Genomic DNA, 16,826 nt, shown 5'->3' on the forward strand with positions numbered 1-16,826 from the left:
CAAAAGCATTGACCGCTACAAACGGCTTTTCCACGTTAGAATCATTCTGAGAACCGCTTATCCTGGTAAATCCCCACGGCGCATCCTTCCCTAAAGGATAGAAGATCACTCTCGCATAGAGCCCGAGGATGTTTAATGCCCTATACATAAAGCAGTTCCTCCAACATATGAATCTCATCAATGGCTGTGCGGATCAGATCAATCTTTTCAAGCGTTTTCTCATCAAAGATGCTGCCCATAAAGCTCAGATTGTCCGCTGACACGGGCTCCTTATCAGCCGTTAGCAGTTCGTCCGTAGGCAAATATTTTTTTAAGTGTTGAAGCGAGCCGGCACCTCGGCTCTTTACTGATTGATCTCCATCAGCTTCTGCTTGAGCTCATTTTCCATTCTCATCAGTGCGGCTTCAGCTGTTTCTCGTTTTTGTCTGCCCTCTTCTTGAATCTGTACCACTTCGTCAATGGTGGAAATCAGCAGCTCATTGGTGTGCTCCAGAGTTTCCACGTCCACAACGCCCCGTTCCATCTGCCTTGCGGTTTCTACGGTGGCGGTTTTCAGGTTTTCTGCGTTCTTGGTTAATAGTTCGTTGGTCATGTCCGTGACTGCCTTTTGGGCCTGGGCCGCTTTATTGGAATGTTCGATGCCCAGGGCGATGACCATCTGGCTCTTCCACAGCGGAACTGTGTTCACCAGCATGGACTGAATCTTTTCCGACATGAGCACATCGTTGTTTTGAATGAGCCGAATCTGCGGTCCAGTCTGCAGGGAGATGGTTCTGGTCAGCTCCAGGTCGTAAATTTTCTTTTCAAAGCGGGCGATCAGCGACGCATAATCATTGGCTGCATTGAGATCTTCGCTGCGTTCCGATGCCCGGGCCTTTTCCATCATCTGGGGCAACTCCACATTTTTCGCGTGTTCCAGCTTCTTTTTCCCGGCAATGATGTACATGGTCAGCTGCTTGAAATAATCCTGGTTCATGTCATACATCTGATCCAGCATGGCTGAATCCTTCATCAACTGAATCTGATGACCCTCCAGCACCTTGCAGATATTTTCGATATTGGTCTCTGCCTTCTCATATTTGGTTTTCATCGCAGCCAATTTATTCGCATTCTTTTTGAAGAACCCGAAGATCCCTTTCTGTTCTTCCTGGGCGTCAAAGTTCCTCAGCTCCCCGATGACTCGGGTCAGGGTTTCGCCCACTTCGCCAAAATCCTTGGTCTTTACATTATCCAGCGCCTGTTCGGAAAAATCGGCAATCTGCTTTTGTGTGCCGGATGCGTATTGCAGCACCGTCTGGCTGTCGTAGAGATCGATCTTATCAGCAAAGGCTTCGATCTGCTGTTTTTCCGTATCATTCAGAGGATACTGCTGGTATTCCTCCTGCACGGTAAGGGTCTTTTGCATCTCACTCGCTTTCGCCTGCTCCATCTGCGGCGCTTCCCCCAAATTAAAATCCGAATTAAAATCACTCATCACTTCTTACCTCCGTTAATTTCATCTCCTGCCAATCCCTCTTGCGCAAAGAGCGTCTTGAGCACAGCAATGTCGCTGGAAACATCCATGGCCACATCCACATACATACTATCGTAAAGCTTTTCATAAGCTTCATTGATCGTATCAAGCGTTCTTGCGATCTCGCCTTTTGCTTTGGTTATATTTTCGCCTTGTATCGTCTGCTCGTCCAGCTCCCGATAAGCGTTTACCAGCTTTTCTGTCGTCGGCATGTAGTAGCTCATGAACCTTCGCAGCTGCCCCACCTGCTCGGGATTCTCACGGACATAGTCGAAAATCTTTTTGACAATGCTCTCCATCCGATACAGCTTTTGCGAAATATCCGGGTTATAAATGGCGTCATTGGCCTCGCGGATCGTTTTAAGATAGGCTTTTCCCTCAGCAATGACCTGCTCCATCTGGGCATCTCCAGCCTCCGCTGGCCGGGCGTGCTCCTTCTCCGCCTCTTCTGCGCTGGCCGCCGCGCTGTCCCTTGCCTGCACATATTGGTTGTAAAGCTCATCGGTTCCAATAAAACAAGTTTTCTGATCATCGATATGTCCTTCCAAAAAGAAGTTCTTATCGATCATCTTCTGCAAGTCTTTGCAGACAAACTTGGCGCTCTTGCCTGATCTTTGAGCCAGTTCCTTAATGGCACAGAACGTCTGTCCTCCCATGGAGGATAGATATTTTCTGAAGCGGCTGGCAAGACCATAGCGCTTTGTCCCCAGGGCAGCCGTGATCAATCCGGCCAGAAAAAGAGGCACAAAGCCTCCCGCCACTGCACCCAAAATACCTGCGGGAACGCTGCCCACCGAGCTCATGGTAGCACTGAGAATTCCCAGTACAATCATGGCAATCCCAAATCCGCCGGCCAGGCCGTAGCCGATCACCATCATCAGCACGCCTGAAATGCGCCCCGGAACCTTCCGCAGAACCGGTACTCCCCCGGCAGTTTTCACTGACGGCACACTCGTATTCTGCCTGTACGGCTGAAAACCGGCCGGACGGCTGGCTGAGGCCTGTCCGGTATCTGTAACGGGTTCATCGTCTTCGGGTCCATGATACAGCTTTCCATTAATACCGCCGAATCCGCCTATGCTTCCTGACCCCGCTGCCGATCCTCCGTAAAAAGCCTGATCCACCTTGTCTCGGATATCCCGATTCAGCTGATCGAAGTTCCTATTATTAATGGCATCGTTTACCCGTCTGCCAATATCGTTTCCCAAATCTGTAAAATCCTTTAAATCCATATACCCTCCCTCCCATGCATACACATAGGTATCTAAATAGCGCCCATACCCGATGGTGAAACAAAAGTTCGCGCTAACCTCCGCGCCCTTCCGCCGCTTCGCTGGCATTTTTCCATACCAATGCCTGGTCAGATGTTATTTTCCGGAAAAAACCGAAAATATTTTTCAAAATTTACCCTTATTTCAACGATTACGCACTCTTAAATAAGCTTTAATAGACTTTACGGAAGCCAGCCATTCATTTTCCCCGTTGAAGACCCCGCAAACCCGCAACTTTGCGTAAAAATCACGGATTATTATAAAAATTTACCTGAGCCTGGCGATTTCCGCTATTCTTGTATCGCGCAGAGCACATCTGCCCATCAAAAAAACTCGTACCAATCTGCCAGAATCGTATAAGATGCGAGCCATGTCGAGCATCTTTCACTTATTCTGTACCTTGCGGCAACGCCGTATCAATCTGCCAGAATAGTATATCATTTTTTATTTGTTTGGACAACAAAGAAAGCCCGCCTTTTACAGAATCAGCTTCTGAAAAGGGCAGGCTCCCATCTATTTTGTTCTATCTCAGTTCCAGCAGTTTTGGGTTGGGGTATTTTGTGCCGTCTTCATTATAGACATAGAATCCCACATTGGTTTTTCTCCCAAGAAAGCCCGAGTCTACCATTCTCCTCAGAGAAACGGCCGGTCTGTATTTTGGGTCTCCAATCTCTTCATGGAGCACTTCCATTACGGCAAGCTCCACATCGATCCCGATCATATCCATCAGCTCCAGAGGGCCCATGGGATGGTTCAGCCCTTTTTTCATGCCCATATCGATCTCTTCAATCGTTCCGATTTTGCGCTCTACCAAAATACAGGCTTCATTGAGCATGGGAATAAGCATGCGGTTGACGATAAATCCGGCTTCGTCCTGCGCCAGGATGCAGGTCTTGCCCAAATATTCGCCCAGTTCGCTGGCAATGTCGATGGCCCTCTGACCGGTCTGATAGCCTCTGACGATCTCCATAAGAGGAATTCTCGGCACAGGGCTGAAAAAGTGCATGCCCACGAACCGTTCCGGGTCTTTAAACACGCTCCCCAGGGAAGTGATGGAAATGGACGACGTATTGCTGGCAATGATCGCTTCTTCTTTGGCATGTTTTTCGATTTCTTTCATGATGCTGACTTTGATGTCTTTATTTTCCGCAACCGCCTCGATCACCACGTCCGCCTTGCTGCATTCCGTGATGTCAGTGACATAACGAATCCTGGAAAGGATTTCCGTTTTATCGCCTTCCGAAATCTTTCCCTTTTTAACCTGTTTTTCCAGGCTCCTTACAATGCCCTTGCGGCTTCTTTCAAGCTGCTGCTGGGAAATATCATAAGCAACCGCCTCCAATCCCTTTGCGGCTACGTTTTCCACGATACCTGAACCCATAAACCCGGCACCAACTACAAATACTTTTTTTACATTCATGTGCTTATTTCCTTTCTGCTTGTTATGATCGCTATCAGACGCATGAATCATATTTTACTCGATTGGCAAGGTTTTTGCAAGAGGGCAGAAAATATACGGAAAATTCTTGTTTTCTTGGCCGGCTTTCCTCTGGCCTTTCGCTACCGCTGGGGCATTTGAAAATTCTCCAACGCCTGGTTTAGAAAGTCGTTGAAAGGCTTCATTGCCCGGAAAATTTCAATGGCTGAGGATAGAAACGCATCCTGAGTAAGCTTGGAATCCTCCAGGGTATATTCCAAATACCAGCTTTTGTATTTCAGATATTCCGCCTGGGGATGATCGGCATCGTACCCGCGGGGTACATTCTTCAGTTTGCTTCCATCAACTGTAAAATGTCTGGTAAATTCCGGAGCGCCGATGATTTCTTCCCATTCCTGTCCGTGGCTCAGCAAATAATCCCGAATCATGTTCGTCGCATCCTTGAACATGTCTGCGAAAAGGCCGCCGCCTAAAAAGGATTTTCCGCCGGGTCGAATCATCAAATAATAGCCCACCGGAATGGGCAGCTTGCCTTTGGGACCGATGTGGGCGCGGAAGGACGGATTGTAGGGCGACTTGTCCTTGCTGAATCTGGTGTCCCGCATCAGCTTGAAGGTCAGCTGTTTTGGTTCATATAAGGACACGCTGCTGTCAAATTTGCTGATTTCCAGGTTGAGATGCTCTACCAGTTCCAAGAACTGGGCGTTGGCTTTGGTATACTCCTCCTTATGGGCATGATACCAGTCCTTCTCGTTGTTTTCTTCCAGTTCTGCCAGATAATCCAGCATCAGCTGCATATTCATTGCTGCGCCTCCTTTACAATTCGATATTCTTCCGATTTTAAAAACTGCTCCAAAAATTGCATTACTTTGGGGCTGACTTTATAAGACGGCATTTGGGCGAAAAGCGCCGACAAGTCGTCGATCTTTTCCATGGCGCTTTTGCACCGCTCCAGCATTCCTCCTGAGGAAGTCTCCTTTCCCTGATACTCCAGGTGTTCAGGGTTGATCCGATGGGAAGCGATGGCGTAGTTGACCCGATTGGCACAATTGCAGGGCCCCGTACCTGATAGCCCGCAGTAGGCGCCCAGAAACTCAGCCATTTTCTGTCTAATGCGGGACAGCCGTTTGCGATAGGTCTCCGGCGTTATGTCTAAAATTTCTCCGGCCACCTTGCTGTCCACCTTGAACATAGTTCCCAGAATGAAAATACACCTGCTTTCCGCATCCAGACACTGGAGCATCACGTTGGTACAGGAAAATTTCAGTTCCTCCGCCAGCAGGGAAGCATCGACTCCCTGAGTCAGGTCCGGAACATCCTGCTCTTTGCCGCTCATAATATCGGCTCCGTAAAATTCAAAGCTGAGGGGATGTTTTGCAAACATGCTTTTTTTGTAATCCCGCAGGTGATTGACCGCGATGCGGAATACCCATGTGGTGAAGCTGCTTTCTTTTCTGAAGGAAGAAAGGTGGGTCATAACTTTAATCAATATCTCCTGCGAAGCATCTTCCGCGTCAGCAGGCATGCCCAGCATCCGCAGCGACAGGTTGTACACCAAATCCTGTATATCGGCAAGAACCGCTTCCAAAGCGTTCTTATCACCTTCCATTGCCTGCTGCACCAATTCCATTATCTCTTGTTTTTCCATAAATGTTTACCTCCTATGTAATTAGACGCTATTTTTCTGTTTGTGTGACAGAAAAATGCAAACTTTTATTCTTTCTTATCCGACAGGCCGTAGAGAAACAGCCCGCCGACAGCAAGCATTCCGCCAAAGATCTGGTTCATGGACAGCGTATCGCCCCAGATCAGGCAGCCGTAAACAATGCCGATGATAGGTTCCAGCAGCGCCACATTCCCGGCAAAGGTGGCTTTCACATACCGCAGCGCCCAGTTGATCACAGACTGGGGTATGCAGACGGCAAGGATGGCTGCACCCAGCATCCAGGCGTATTCATAAATGGCAAAGGGCTGCCCGTCAGCATAGGCGGTAAATGAATGCCCTTGGATCATTGCCGCCGTCAAAGCGAAAAAGAAGCTTCCGCTATAAACAATGCACAGTTTTATCGGAACCTCCACATGGGCAAAGTGTTTCATGGATGTCATATAGATTGCCGCGCAGACTGCACATAGAAGAGCGAACAGATTTCCTTTCAGAGAATTGGCGCCGCCGGCCTTATCCAGAAATACGATGGTACATCCGACCAAGGTCACCCCAATTGAAAGTACAACCCAGGGATTGAGCCGTTCCCGTAAAAAAACAGCAGAAAAGCAGACTACAAAAATGGCATTGCTGCTATTGAGGATCAACACACTGGAAAGAGCCGTTTCCTTGAGGGCAACAAAATAGGCAAAGGCTCCCAGGGAAAAAACAAAGCCGGTCGCAAACAGACAAATGGCAGTTTTGGGAGATAAGGGGGCTGCCTGTTCTTTTCTCTGACACCTGCTCAGCATTGCAGCCGCAAGAAAGACCAGAGCGCAAACAAGAAACCGGCAGCTGACAAAAACCATCGCCGGAACCGTGGACAGCTTAAAAAATATAGAATTGGAAGCAGTCAAAAAAACGACTGCGATAATTCCCGCTTTTGAACGGAACTGATTTTCATCCTTCTTTTTCAATAATGATCCGCCTTACATTTTTTCTTATTTCAGTGACTTCCATCTTGCATTTGAGGTAGTGGACATAATCTCTGACCTGATCCAAATAAAGATACCATTCTGATTCCAGGATGGCCAGTTCTTCATCGCATCCCTGTTCTTTGAGCCGTTCTTCTGCTTCCAGCCGCTGCTGGTGATTTTGGAAGCACCGCTCAACAATCACCACTTTTCCGGACGGCCTGCATAGCTGCACCATGTTTCTTAACGCTGCTTCCTGCCCGTTCTTATCGATGTGGTGGAGGGTGAAGGTTGAAATCACAAGATCAAACTGGCCCAAAGCTTCCTGATTGAGCCTGGTTATATCCGACAGGCAAAAGACAGCCCATGGAACTTTTTCCCGTGCTGCCATGAGCATGTTCAGGCTGCTGTCCAGCGCCGTCACCTGATACCGGGTTCCCATGGTCTCCCACAAATTGCAGGTGCCGCAGCCCACATCCAAAATCCGCTTTGCCCCGCCTTCCTGCTTGATCAACGTTCTGGCGTTCTGGATGCCCGCCAGATATTGATCATCTTCTTTTAAGAAGCGTTCCACATAATTGATGGCCATCTGGTCAAAATCCCATTGCCTGACCATTTCTTCATAAGCGTTCTCCTTTTTTTCCGGGGCTGCCGCCTGGTAGATGATTTTTGTAATATCCTCCAGGTCCTCGCGGTTGATAACTTCGTTTACCGTGTTCGCAAGCCTGTTCTTCGCTTCCTCCAGCTCCTTGATTTTGTTTTCAATGGCCTTGATCTGGATGTAAAACGTATTTATGTAGTCTTCTTCCGTCTTATTATGCTGGAAAATGCGCTTGATATCTTTGATGGAAAACCCCAGCTTGCGCAGCCGAACGATCAGTTCGATCTGAAACAGGTCTTCGATGGAATAGTCCCGATATGCGTTTTCCTTTCGCTTAGGCGCAATCAGCCCCTGGTCCTCATACACACGCAGCATCTTTTGCGTCACATGCAGCTGGTCGCACACTTTCCTGGTATTCATAGCGTTTTCCTTTCAATTCTTAATCATACCTGCTGATTTGTGATCTGCCTCAGGTCCTCATAATATATCTAACATTAAACTCTGCCTTTAGGGCATTGTCAATGGTTTTGCAGAAGATGTGTTTTTTTATTGGCGTGACGATGGGGCTGGAGCCGCTCACGAATCTGAACGTCCAGGGATTGCACTAATTTTAATTTCGGTCAAAACACTCCGTTTTCACTACAGTAAACCAAAAAGCACAGGCTATTGGGTTGACCCTGCCCAAAGGGCCAAGTTTATGATAATTATAACCTATATAATTGAGGAGGGATAAAATGACCACCATTAAAAACAGTCCAAAAAAATACCACGATTCCACAACGTCCGCTTTGAGAAGCGCCATCGAGCATCGGGCCGCCTGGATGTATCTTTTACTTAATGAAGCAAGGAAAAACGGCCTCTCCTGGGATGATTTCGCACGCAAAGGAATTTTCCAATGCGGGCATTATCATGGAACGTCCAAGATCAAAGAGAATTGTCCGGATTACGAAGATCTGCGGGAATTCTTCAAGCCTTTTCTTCCTGAAGAAACGCAGAAAGTCCTTGAGGCTGAAGTGCTGAAAATGGAAAAAGATGAAATTTCCATGGATTTTCACTATTGTCCGCTGGTAGCCGCATGGCAAAAGCTGGGCTGCAGCCAGGAGGATATCGAACATCTTTGCGATATTGCCATGGACGGAGATCGGGGGATCGCAGAGGAATGCGGCTTTGATTTTACCATTCACAGCAAAATCGCAGAGGGCGCCGACACATGCCGAATTACCTTCCGTGCCAAACGGTAGTTCAGAGGACAAGAGAAGGGCGGCCAGGCGGACCTGGCCGCCTGCCTATAGAGATCGATACGCGAGGCAATAAAGCATTGATTTTAACCCTGGTATCACTCGCTATCATAGGTGTCATTTGCTTGCGGATGGCAGGCCTTTCTCCCTTTGGCCGCAATACTCACATCCTCTATGGTTTCCTTTGCATGTTTTGCACGGCTGCCCCAAAGGCTCATACTCATCTGTCACTGAAAAATAAAGTCCGGCGCTGGATTTGGGCGGAAGGATGGCGCCGCTGCTTTCAATCCTGGCGTCGATACAATCAAAGCGGACGATTTCGTCAATCGCCCTCATCTCCCCCATCTCCATGCCAAAAAATCCCGGCCCGAAACATTCGCTGAGCAAGGAATGCTGCTCCAGCTCTTTCTGCAGCAGGATTCTGGCCGCATCTACATAGGCTGACCCCCATAGGTCCGCATAGACTCTTTGCGTCATCGTTTCACCGGACAGATCGATGTTTGCAATGGAAAGGACAAAGACGTATGCCCCCTTGATTGTCTGCGGATCAATCTGGGAAAAGGCATTGCAGCTGATCCCCGTTCCGCCCAGCCTGGCGCAGCATCTGTCCAGCGTCACTTGACTTTGGTCAAAAAACACATAGGCAGCCTTGGGGCTCACCTGCTCATCCAAAAAAGCCGCCGCCTGCAGGGCGCGCTGCCGCTTTCTTTTCACACAAGAGCCTTTTCCGGCAGGGCCCATCCGCTGTTCAAAGATCTGCCTAGCCAGCAGGCAGCAGTCGCCTTTATCCATATGAAGAATTTTTCTAATCATGCCAGCCCTCCTGCTCTTGCTTTGGATGAGAAATTCATTGAAGCCAGATAGAGCTTCTGAAACGCTTTTTTCCCTGCCAGGTCGATTTGCCGGATGCGGGAAGGCATGCGTTCTGCTTTTTCCATTTCTTCCGCCGACAGCAGCGCCATGGCAGTTCCTGCCCCCGCAGCATTGCCCATGAAAACAATTTTATCTTCCGCTGCCTCAGGCAAAATACCGGTAATGAGGGCATTCTTCATATCAATATGGCTGCCAAAAGCACCGGCAACCAAAATTTTATGAATATCCTGGCAGCCTTTCCCCATTTGTGAAAGAAGCATGCGGCTTCCGGCCTGGATCGCCGCCTTTGCCAGCTGAAACTGCCGGATATCTTCCTGGGTAATGGTAATGGGCGCTCCTTGTTCTCTGAAACAAAGAACAAAGCTACGGCTTTTCCCCTGCTCTTCTATTCTGCTTCGAAAATCCGGGAGCGCATCCTCCTTGGAAACAATTCTTCCCCTTGCAGTGAGCAGGCCGTTGCTGAGCATTTGCGCCACCGCATCGATGACGCCTGAACCGCAGATACCCGTCGGCTGCCCGCCGCCAATGGTTTGCACCTTCACCGTTCCGCTCTCTATTCTCACCCGCTCAATGGCTCCTGGTCCCGCCTTCATTCCCCATTTTATGCCGGCTCCTTCAAGAGCCGGCCCAGCCGAAGTGGAACAAACGCAGACCGTGCTGCCGTCGGTCAGCGCCAGCTCACCGTTGGTTCCAATGTCGATATACAAGGTGAGCTGCTTCTGCTCCATAAAACGGACAGCCAGAAGGCCGGCGGTAATATCGCCGCCCACGTGACCTCCAAGGTTGGGCAAAATGTTCACCATCGCATTTTCATGGATCGCCAGCCCCGACTCCCGGCCGTGCATGGTGAGCGTACCGTCATATTGGGGCGTAAAAGGCGCTTTAGCCAGCGGCACCGGCGAAAACCCGGCAAAGATATGAGACATGGTCGTGTTGCCGCATACAGCAGCGCTGATGATTTCTTCGCTGCCGCGTCCGGCCTTGGCGCACAGCTCCCGGAGTTTGTCGTTGATCCCTTCCAATGTCCGCTTGCGCAGCAGCCGGGCGCCGCCATCCTGCTCGCTGCAAAAGGTAATTCTGGAAATCACATCAGCCCCATATTCAATCTGCGGATTTGCGCAGGATCCGCCGGCCAGCAGCGAGGCCCCGCCCAGATCCCACAAAGTCACCGCAATGGTCGTGGTCCCCATATCAATCGCCGCGCCCAGGCCCCTTTGCCTCAAATCCGGCGCCAGATCAGGAGGGAAAATCATCATCGCCGCCTTGCGATCGTCATTCCCCCGCCCGAGACATTTGCCGCAGGTCCGGCACATTCCAGTACACCCATTCATCTCCTTAGTTCCCTTCATAATAATCTTTTACCGTCTGGAAAAAGGCATCGATATTTTCCCATTTGGCCGCCGGCGGTATATCGCAGCCCGATGAGGGAATGAAATTGGGATACTTTGAGCAGCCTTCCATCAGCGCGAGAACGGCCGCTTTCATCGATTCCGGCGTTCCATTGGTAAACTGGCCGGCCGGATCGATATTGCCCATGACGAGGGTATCCTCAGGAAACAATTCCAGCATGGACGCCATATCGATGGCATTGCCAAAATGATAAGCATCGCAGCCAGTACGCATAATGGAGCTGGCCATTTTCAAAGCAGCGTTTCCACAGTTATGATAGATCACTAGGAAATCATCGTCCTTCACCGCCCCTGCGATCTCCTTCACATAGGGCTCGGAAAAACCCTGGGCCAGTTTGGGAGAAAGCATTCCGGCCAGCGGTTCCGCCATTACGATGCCGTCGGCGCCCGCAGCCTTGTAGGCATTGGCATAGTCAATGAGAAAATCCGCTGCTTTCCTGAGCACCGTATGGAGCAGCTGTGGCTGTTTTTTGCAATAGAGAAACGCTCGGTTGACATCCAGCAGGCGGCCGGTCAGGGAGAAGGGCCCGATGATGCCCGCAAAAACAGGCCGGTCTTGGATCAGAGCCTTGGCCCTGCTCACCCCTTCCAGGCAAAGGCCGATCCTGCCGGCTTCCAGAGATGGGACTTCCAGTTTTTCTGCCGCCTCCATATCTTTGATCAGCGTTCCAATGACAGTCGGCACCTCCATGTCCGAAGTCTTTATATCTGCTCCAAAGGCCTCCGCTTCCAGAGAAAGATCCATAAAACTGACCGCCGCCAGGGAATCGGTCCGCTGGGCCACCTCTTTCATTCCCTGGGCCTGTAACTTTCCGTCCGCGATGAGTTGCTTTACTGTGATGCCCATGAGCTGCACACATGGAAAGGCGAGAATCGGCAATGGTTTCTTTACTTTTTCAGCCTGGATCTGTTCCATCCATTTCTTCATATTCATAAATTTTTCCTCTCCTTCCAATCTATCACAGCTTTGCCCCGGCTTCTTCCATGATTTCCCGCACAACGTTTTCCGTATTTTTATCCACCGGCGAGATGGGATCCGCATCTAAAATCTGACGGACCTGTTGATGTGCCTTGTCAAAGATGGATTTACTGCCGCCGCTCAGCCAAGTATCGTATGTATCGCTGATGATCAGCCTGGAGTTATAAAACTCATCGGACCGAAACGCTCTGCGAGTGGTTTTCTGCTTCAAATAGTGGCCGCCCTGAGCCACGGCCGCGATATCCTCAAAGTAATTTTTTTCATCGCAAACCTGGATGCCCGCCCCCATACGCCTGCACTGATTGAAGATTTCTTCATCAATCAGCATTTGTTCCAGGGAAAGGGTCATGCTGCTCTCCAAAAGGCCGATCCCCTGGATCACGTCGGCCTGAGCAAGGATCAGCGGCAGGGTGGTCAGCGTTTTTTCCATAGCCGATTGTATGCCCGGCTCATTGGCATCCGAAAGACAGCCGGCTGCGATTGTCGGAAGCCTATAATGTTTCCCCATCTGCACCATGGCCGCCATCATCAGCTCCGTTTCCGCCGCCCCTTCCAAAAAGGTTCCGGTCCTGATATTGATCCTTCCCAGGGCTGATCCATAAATCAGCGGCGTGCCCGGCGCGGCGAGCTGGAAAATAACCAGGGAACTCAGACTCTCCGCATTAGCTAAAGCCACATTGGAATAAAGGCTGGCAGGTCCCGTACTGCCGCAGGCCGGCATCGGATACAAGAGCACCGGCGCTTTGTATTTGGTCAGAGCTGCAGTTCCTTCCAGCATCTCGCCGTCATGGCAGAGGGGCGCCACCGTACAATAGGTAGCGGAATAAATTTTTCTGCGGATGACTTCTTCTTCGCTCCCCAGAAAAGCCTTACATAATTGGATGATATAAGGAAGTTCCCGAATACTTTGAATTTCATCCTGTAAATGCTTGCCGCTATTCAGCATGGATAAGGCGCTGCTGATAACGCCGGCTCCTCCTGACGGCGCATCGGACGGCATGACGCAGGACCAGAGCACCGACGCCGATGGAATCGCGTCAAAAACTTTTGCCGCATCCTCCAAATCACTCAGCAGGGCAAGCCGCCGCTTTCCAGTTTGAAAATCAATGGTGTTTGATCCGCAGCCATCCATATTCAGCGTGGTATCCGCAGAAGGCAGCTCCAGATCAAACTTAGGGTTCCGCGCCCCCAAAGTAAATTGGGCAGGCGCTGACTTGAGCGCCTCTTCGACCATTTGACCGCTGATCCGGGCAATCTGCCCATCCCAGTCCACCTGGGCGCCGCCCGCCTCCAGCAGGGTCAGAATCTGCTCGCTGGGCACCTTGACGCCCACTTCTTCTAAAATACGAATACTGTCATCGTGAATCCGTTCTATTTCTCTCCCGTTCAATACGGAGCCTCGCATTTCCATGACTATCCCCTTTCATTCAATAATCGTTCCGCCAATTTCACTGCGGCCACGGCATTATCCGAATAGCCGTCGGCACCAATCTGATCCGCCCAATCCTGGCTTACAGGGGCGCCGCCGATAATGACTTTCACGTCCCCGCGCAGTCCCCTTTCTTCCAGCAGGCGAATAATCGCGCCCTGTTCCTCCATGGTGGATGTCAGCAGCGCCGACAGCCCTAAAATATCAGGCTTGATTTCCTCTACCTGTTCAATGACCTTTTGGTTTTCAATGTCCGTACCCAGATCATATACCTCAAAGCCCGATGCGGTCATCATCGCTCCCACGATCGTCTTTCCAATATCATGGACATCTCCCTGTACCGTTGCCAGCGCCACCTTGGCCGGTTTGACAGCCATATGCCCAGTGCCGCTTTTAAGCGCTTCATCCAAAAGGTCCAGCGCCGTTTTCATGGCATCTGCAGAGCAGACCAGATCGGGCAAAAAATATTCTTCGTCTTCATAGAGCTGGCCGGCTTCCTGGATACCTGCCAAAAATCCCAGATCCATCACCTTTTGCAGATCCAGCCCTTCTGCCAAAGCCTGCCGGGCCAGCCTTGCCGCTTCCTCCTCGTCTCCGTCCAAAACAGCTTCTTTCATTTGTTCATAAACATCCATCTTTGCCACCCTCTCTTATCCTTCCTTCATTCTTCAGTGCCTTTATTATAGCGGGCCCTTACTGCTGATTGGGGTCATATTTTATTGACATAAGGGTATGATTATGATATTTTGTGGGTAAGAAATTGATTTGGCAAGAATGGTCAGGTAAAGATATGGAATATATAGAAAAAATCGGCTATCGGACGCCGGCCCGCATAAAAGCAAAGCTGGAGAGCATCGCCTACTATCCGTTCCACATTCATAACGACGATGTGGAAATCATCTGCGTTTTAAACGGTACGGTCAAAATCTGCGACTCAGCGGCAACCTATGCGCTTTCCTACGGGGACGTCCATATTTTTAATAAAAAAGATCCCCATAAGATTACTTCTGATGATCCCAGCAGTATGATCCTCACGGTCCAAATGGACTGCAGCCATTACAAACACTTTTTCGATCATCTAAATGAAGCCTATTTTATATGTGATACTTCCTCGGCCGGCGATCCATATCCCCTGGACATCAAGTACCTGCGCTTTCAGCTGGCCCGCCTTTATCGTCTCTATGCGTCTAAAAAGACCCGGGATCTTGCGCTGGAAGCCTGTGGAAAGGAACTTCTGGAGCTCCTTTTGTCCCACTTCCAGCAGTACGTCTATCAGGAGGCCAAAGGAAAAACCGCCAATATCGTCCGCCTGCAAAACGTGAATCACCTTTATAAAAACTACGCCCGCATGTACCGGGTCGTAGACTATGTGTATGATCATTTCCATGAAAAGCTTTCACTGAGGCAAGTGGCTCAGCGGGAATATCTGAGCCCCGCCCATCTGTCCCGGTATATGAAGGAAACGCTGGGGCTGACCTTCTCCCAGCTGGTTTCCCTGGCCCGCTGTGAAGAGGCATCCCTCCTTTTGTCAGCAACCCGCAAAACAGTCGATCAAATCGCAGAAGAAGTCGGTTTTGCGAACCGCAAACATTTAGCCGTTCAGTTTAAAAAATGGTATGAAAAGACCTCCTCCCAATACCGGAACGCCATTTTAAAAGACCTGAATTCAACCGCCCAGGTCAAACTCAGGTCTTTCGATTATGCCTTCTCTCAGATCATCCTCGATATGTATCTGGATGAATATTAAAGGGATTCAAAGTGAAACGCGTCCGATGATTCTCAGGAAGCCTAATCATTCATCGGGTCCACCTTCTTGCCGATGAACACCAGAATAATACCGATCACCAGCATGATGACGCCGGACCAGCGTGCGATACTAATCATCCCCCAGAAATTGCTCATAATACCCGAACCGTATGTGGCCAGATAATATTCCGGTCCCCAGGAGCCTTCATACCAGACCAGGAAGAAGGAACCCAGGAAGGCCACTACTCCGAAGAGCAGCAGGAAATATCCGAATCTCCCCAAATCACCCTTTGCCAGTTTGGTCTTCGGGTTGAGGGGATAGGCCTGTGCATCTCTTTTATAAAATCCTCCATAGATCCATTTGAAGATGATATAGAAGATAATGGCCGATACAATGGCGATGAAGCCCAACAGGAAATATTCGGTTCCGTTTACCAAAAACCCGATGATTCCCAAGATCAACGGTCCGCCACAAATATAGATTTCCGCCAGCTTGCCGCCTTTTACATAGTACAGATCGCCTCTCTTTTCCACCGGATATTTTCTTCTCAGCTTGACGAACGCAAACCCCAGTCCTACATAGAGGACAAAGAGCAGGGGCGACAAAATGGTAACCAGAATTTCAAAATTCAGGTTAACAAGGATCAAGTTGAGGCACCCCAGGATCACGATCGGCCACAGAGGCACTTTGCTGTTCTTGGTCAATTTGGACAAGAACTTGGGACAAAGATTATCCTCTGCCAGCACCATAAAGGATCTGGACGCCGCAGCGATAGCAGCATTGAAGATGGCGCACTGAGCAATAATGGCAATCGCCATGAACGCCAGGCCCGCCGCTTTACCAATGTTGAGCGTCAGCACCGACGCATAATCGATGGTCTGCCCGCTGATATCCGAACCCCAGGACTCCCACTGTCCGACCGAGGCCACGCCTGCCATGGTCGGCAGCACATAGCTCAAGGTAATGATGACGATGGCCAGTTTCATGCCTTTGGGCAGAATCTGCGGATTTTCAATTTCACCGCCTAAGAACGAAATGGCGATGTACCCGCAGTACATCCAGATGCCGATGGCGATTCCGGTACCCCAGCTGGATGCCACGCCTTCACCCGGCGGCATGAACGGGTCTACCGGACTATAATTCCAATTAGCAAAGCCAACAAAGGTGACGGCCGCAAACGCAAGCAGGATCAGGATACAGAAAATATTGCTGACCACGCTTACCTCTCTCAGCCCTTTCAGGTTGATCGCCGTAAAAATAATAATAATAGCTGCTTTCAGGATAAAGGCAACCGTTGGCGTCAGGGCAAAAAACTTGCCGAAATAGCCCACTGCCAATACAACATAGGATGCTCCCGTCAAATAATTGGCCAGAATCAACCACCAGCCCATGGAAAAACCCCAGAACTCGCCGAAAGCCATTTTCATCCAAACGTAGGGACCAGATTCCACCGGCGCCAGGTTGGATAGTTCGGATGAATAAAGGCCAATGGGCATGCCCCACAGAATTGGAATCAGGATCAGCAGCAGCAGAGTCAGTCCGGGACCTGCGGCAGGAATCATCGATTCAATGCCGAAAGCACCGCCCGCGCAGGCGCAGTAGATAAAGAAGGTCATTCCGATGAGCGTGAATTTTCTCTTTTTCAGCCCTTCAATACCATCGGTCAGGACCTGTCCTCCCGTATACGTTGGTTGTGACATGATTCATCTCCT

Annotated in this window: 16 protein-coding genes; 2 read left to right on the forward strand and 14 right to left on the reverse strand. The window is 49.9% G+C overall.

Annotated features, from left to right (window positions below; translation table 11 throughout):
* Nucleotides 1-140: 140 nt before the first annotated feature.
* The 8 genes from NIA71_RS19905 to NIA71_RS07560 form a co-directional block, all read right to left on the reverse strand.
* Entirely contained in the window at nucleotides 141-263 is a 123-nt protein-coding gene (locus NIA71_RS19905; protein ID WP_269478108.1) for a hypothetical protein, read from the reverse strand.
* Between the two features lie 80 nt (nucleotides 264-343).
* A complete protein-coding gene (locus NIA71_RS07530; protein ID WP_253020080.1) occupies nucleotides 344-1,474 on the reverse strand; it encodes a toxic anion resistance protein in 1,131 nt (376 codons plus the stop codon).
* Nucleotides 1,474-2,745: a 5-bromo-4-chloroindolyl phosphate hydrolysis family protein gene (locus tag NIA71_RS07535; RefSeq protein WP_253020081.1), complete on the reverse strand. Its 1,272-nt coding sequence runs from the start codon at nucleotides 2,743-2,745 to the stop codon at nucleotides 1,474-1,476. Before NIA71_RS07535 ends, NIA71_RS07530 begins: the two co-directional genes overlap by 1 nt.
* Nucleotides 2,746-3,307: 562 nt before the next feature.
* Entirely contained in the window at nucleotides 3,308-4,204 is an 897-nt protein-coding gene (locus tag NIA71_RS07540) for a 3-hydroxyacyl-CoA dehydrogenase family protein (protein ID WP_253020082.1), read from the reverse strand.
* A 140-nt stretch (nucleotides 4,205-4,344) separates the two neighbouring features.
* On the reverse strand, nucleotides 4,345-5,025 hold the full coding sequence (locus tag NIA71_RS07545; protein WP_148397273.1) for a DUF2461 domain-containing protein: 681 nt from the start codon (nucleotides 5,023-5,025) through the stop codon (nucleotides 4,345-4,347).
* Nucleotides 5,022-5,870: an RNA polymerase sigma factor gene (locus NIA71_RS07550; protein WP_148397272.1), complete on the reverse strand. Its 849-nt coding sequence runs from the start codon at nucleotides 5,868-5,870 to the stop codon at nucleotides 5,022-5,024. Before NIA71_RS07550 ends, NIA71_RS07545 begins: the two co-directional genes overlap by 4 nt.
* A 65-nt stretch (nucleotides 5,871-5,935) precedes the next feature.
* Nucleotides 5,936-6,841, reverse strand: coding sequence for a DMT family transporter (locus NIA71_RS07555; protein WP_148397271.1), 906 nt, complete (start codon nucleotides 6,839-6,841; stop codon nucleotides 5,936-5,938).
* The gene (locus NIA71_RS07560; protein ID WP_253020083.1) at nucleotides 6,825-7,859 is read right to left on the reverse strand and encodes a methyltransferase domain-containing protein; all 1,035 of its coding nucleotides are present in this window, start codon (nucleotides 7,857-7,859) and stop codon (nucleotides 6,825-6,827) included. The genes NIA71_RS07555 and NIA71_RS07560 overlap by 17 nt, the downstream gene beginning before the upstream one ends.
* Nucleotides 7,860-8,173: 314 nt before the next feature.
* Here NIA71_RS07560 and NIA71_RS07565 point away from each other — a divergent pair, with 314 nt between their 5' ends.
* Entirely contained in the window at nucleotides 8,174-8,680 is a 507-nt protein-coding gene (locus tag NIA71_RS07565) for an L-2-amino-thiazoline-4-carboxylic acid hydrolase (RefSeq protein WP_148397269.1), read from the forward strand.
* Nucleotides 8,681-8,794: 114 nt separating this feature from the next.
* Here the strand turns inward: NIA71_RS07565 and NIA71_RS07570 are convergent, their stop codons facing one another.
* From NIA71_RS07570 to NIA71_RS07590, 5 genes are read right to left on the reverse strand one after another with little or no spacing between them, the layout of a single operon-like run.
* A complete protein-coding gene (locus tag NIA71_RS07570; protein WP_253020084.1) occupies nucleotides 8,795-9,490 on the reverse strand; it encodes a hypothetical protein in 696 nt (231 codons plus the stop codon).
* Nucleotides 9,487-10,899 carry an ASKHA domain-containing protein gene (locus NIA71_RS07575; RefSeq protein ID WP_253020085.1) on the reverse strand — a complete coding sequence of 471 codons (1,413 nt, stop codon included), beginning with the start codon at nucleotides 10,897-10,899 and terminating at the stop codon, nucleotides 9,487-9,489. Before NIA71_RS07575 ends, NIA71_RS07570 begins: the two co-directional genes overlap by 4 nt.
* Nucleotides 10,886-11,893 carry a uroporphyrinogen decarboxylase family protein gene (locus tag NIA71_RS07580; RefSeq protein WP_253020086.1) on the reverse strand — a complete coding sequence of 336 codons (1,008 nt, stop codon included), beginning with the start codon at nucleotides 11,891-11,893 and terminating at the stop codon, nucleotides 10,886-10,888. Before NIA71_RS07580 ends, NIA71_RS07575 begins: the two co-directional genes overlap by 14 nt.
* Before the next feature lie 25 nt (nucleotides 11,894-11,918).
* Nucleotides 11,919-13,349: a trimethylamine methyltransferase family protein gene (locus tag NIA71_RS07585; RefSeq protein ID WP_253020087.1), complete on the reverse strand. Its 1,431-nt coding sequence runs from the start codon at nucleotides 13,347-13,349 to the stop codon at nucleotides 11,919-11,921.
* A 2-nt stretch (nucleotides 13,350-13,351) separates the two neighbouring features.
* A complete protein-coding gene (locus tag NIA71_RS07590) occupies nucleotides 13,352-14,002 on the reverse strand; it encodes a corrinoid protein (RefSeq protein ID WP_253020088.1) in 651 nt (216 codons plus the stop codon).
* A 155-nt stretch (nucleotides 14,003-14,157) separates the two neighbouring features.
* Between NIA71_RS07590 and NIA71_RS07595 the strand changes: the two genes are divergently transcribed.
* Nucleotides 14,158-15,114, forward strand: coding sequence for a helix-turn-helix domain-containing protein (locus NIA71_RS07595; RefSeq protein ID WP_253020089.1), 957 nt, complete (start codon nucleotides 14,158-14,160; stop codon nucleotides 15,112-15,114).
* A gap of 41 nt (nucleotides 15,115-15,155) precedes the next feature.
* On the opposite strand, the gene NIA71_RS07600 is transcribed toward NIA71_RS07595, so the two are convergent.
* A complete protein-coding gene (locus tag NIA71_RS07600; RefSeq protein ID WP_148397262.1) occupies nucleotides 15,156-16,814 on the reverse strand; it encodes an APC family permease in 1,659 nt (552 codons plus the stop codon).
* Nucleotides 16,815-16,826 lie beyond the last annotated feature (12 nt).

The organism is Ihubacter massiliensis (assembly GCF_024125305.1).
Classification (GTDB): domain Bacteria; phylum Bacillota; class Clostridia; order Peptostreptococcales; family Anaerovoracaceae; genus Hominibacterium; species Hominibacterium faecale.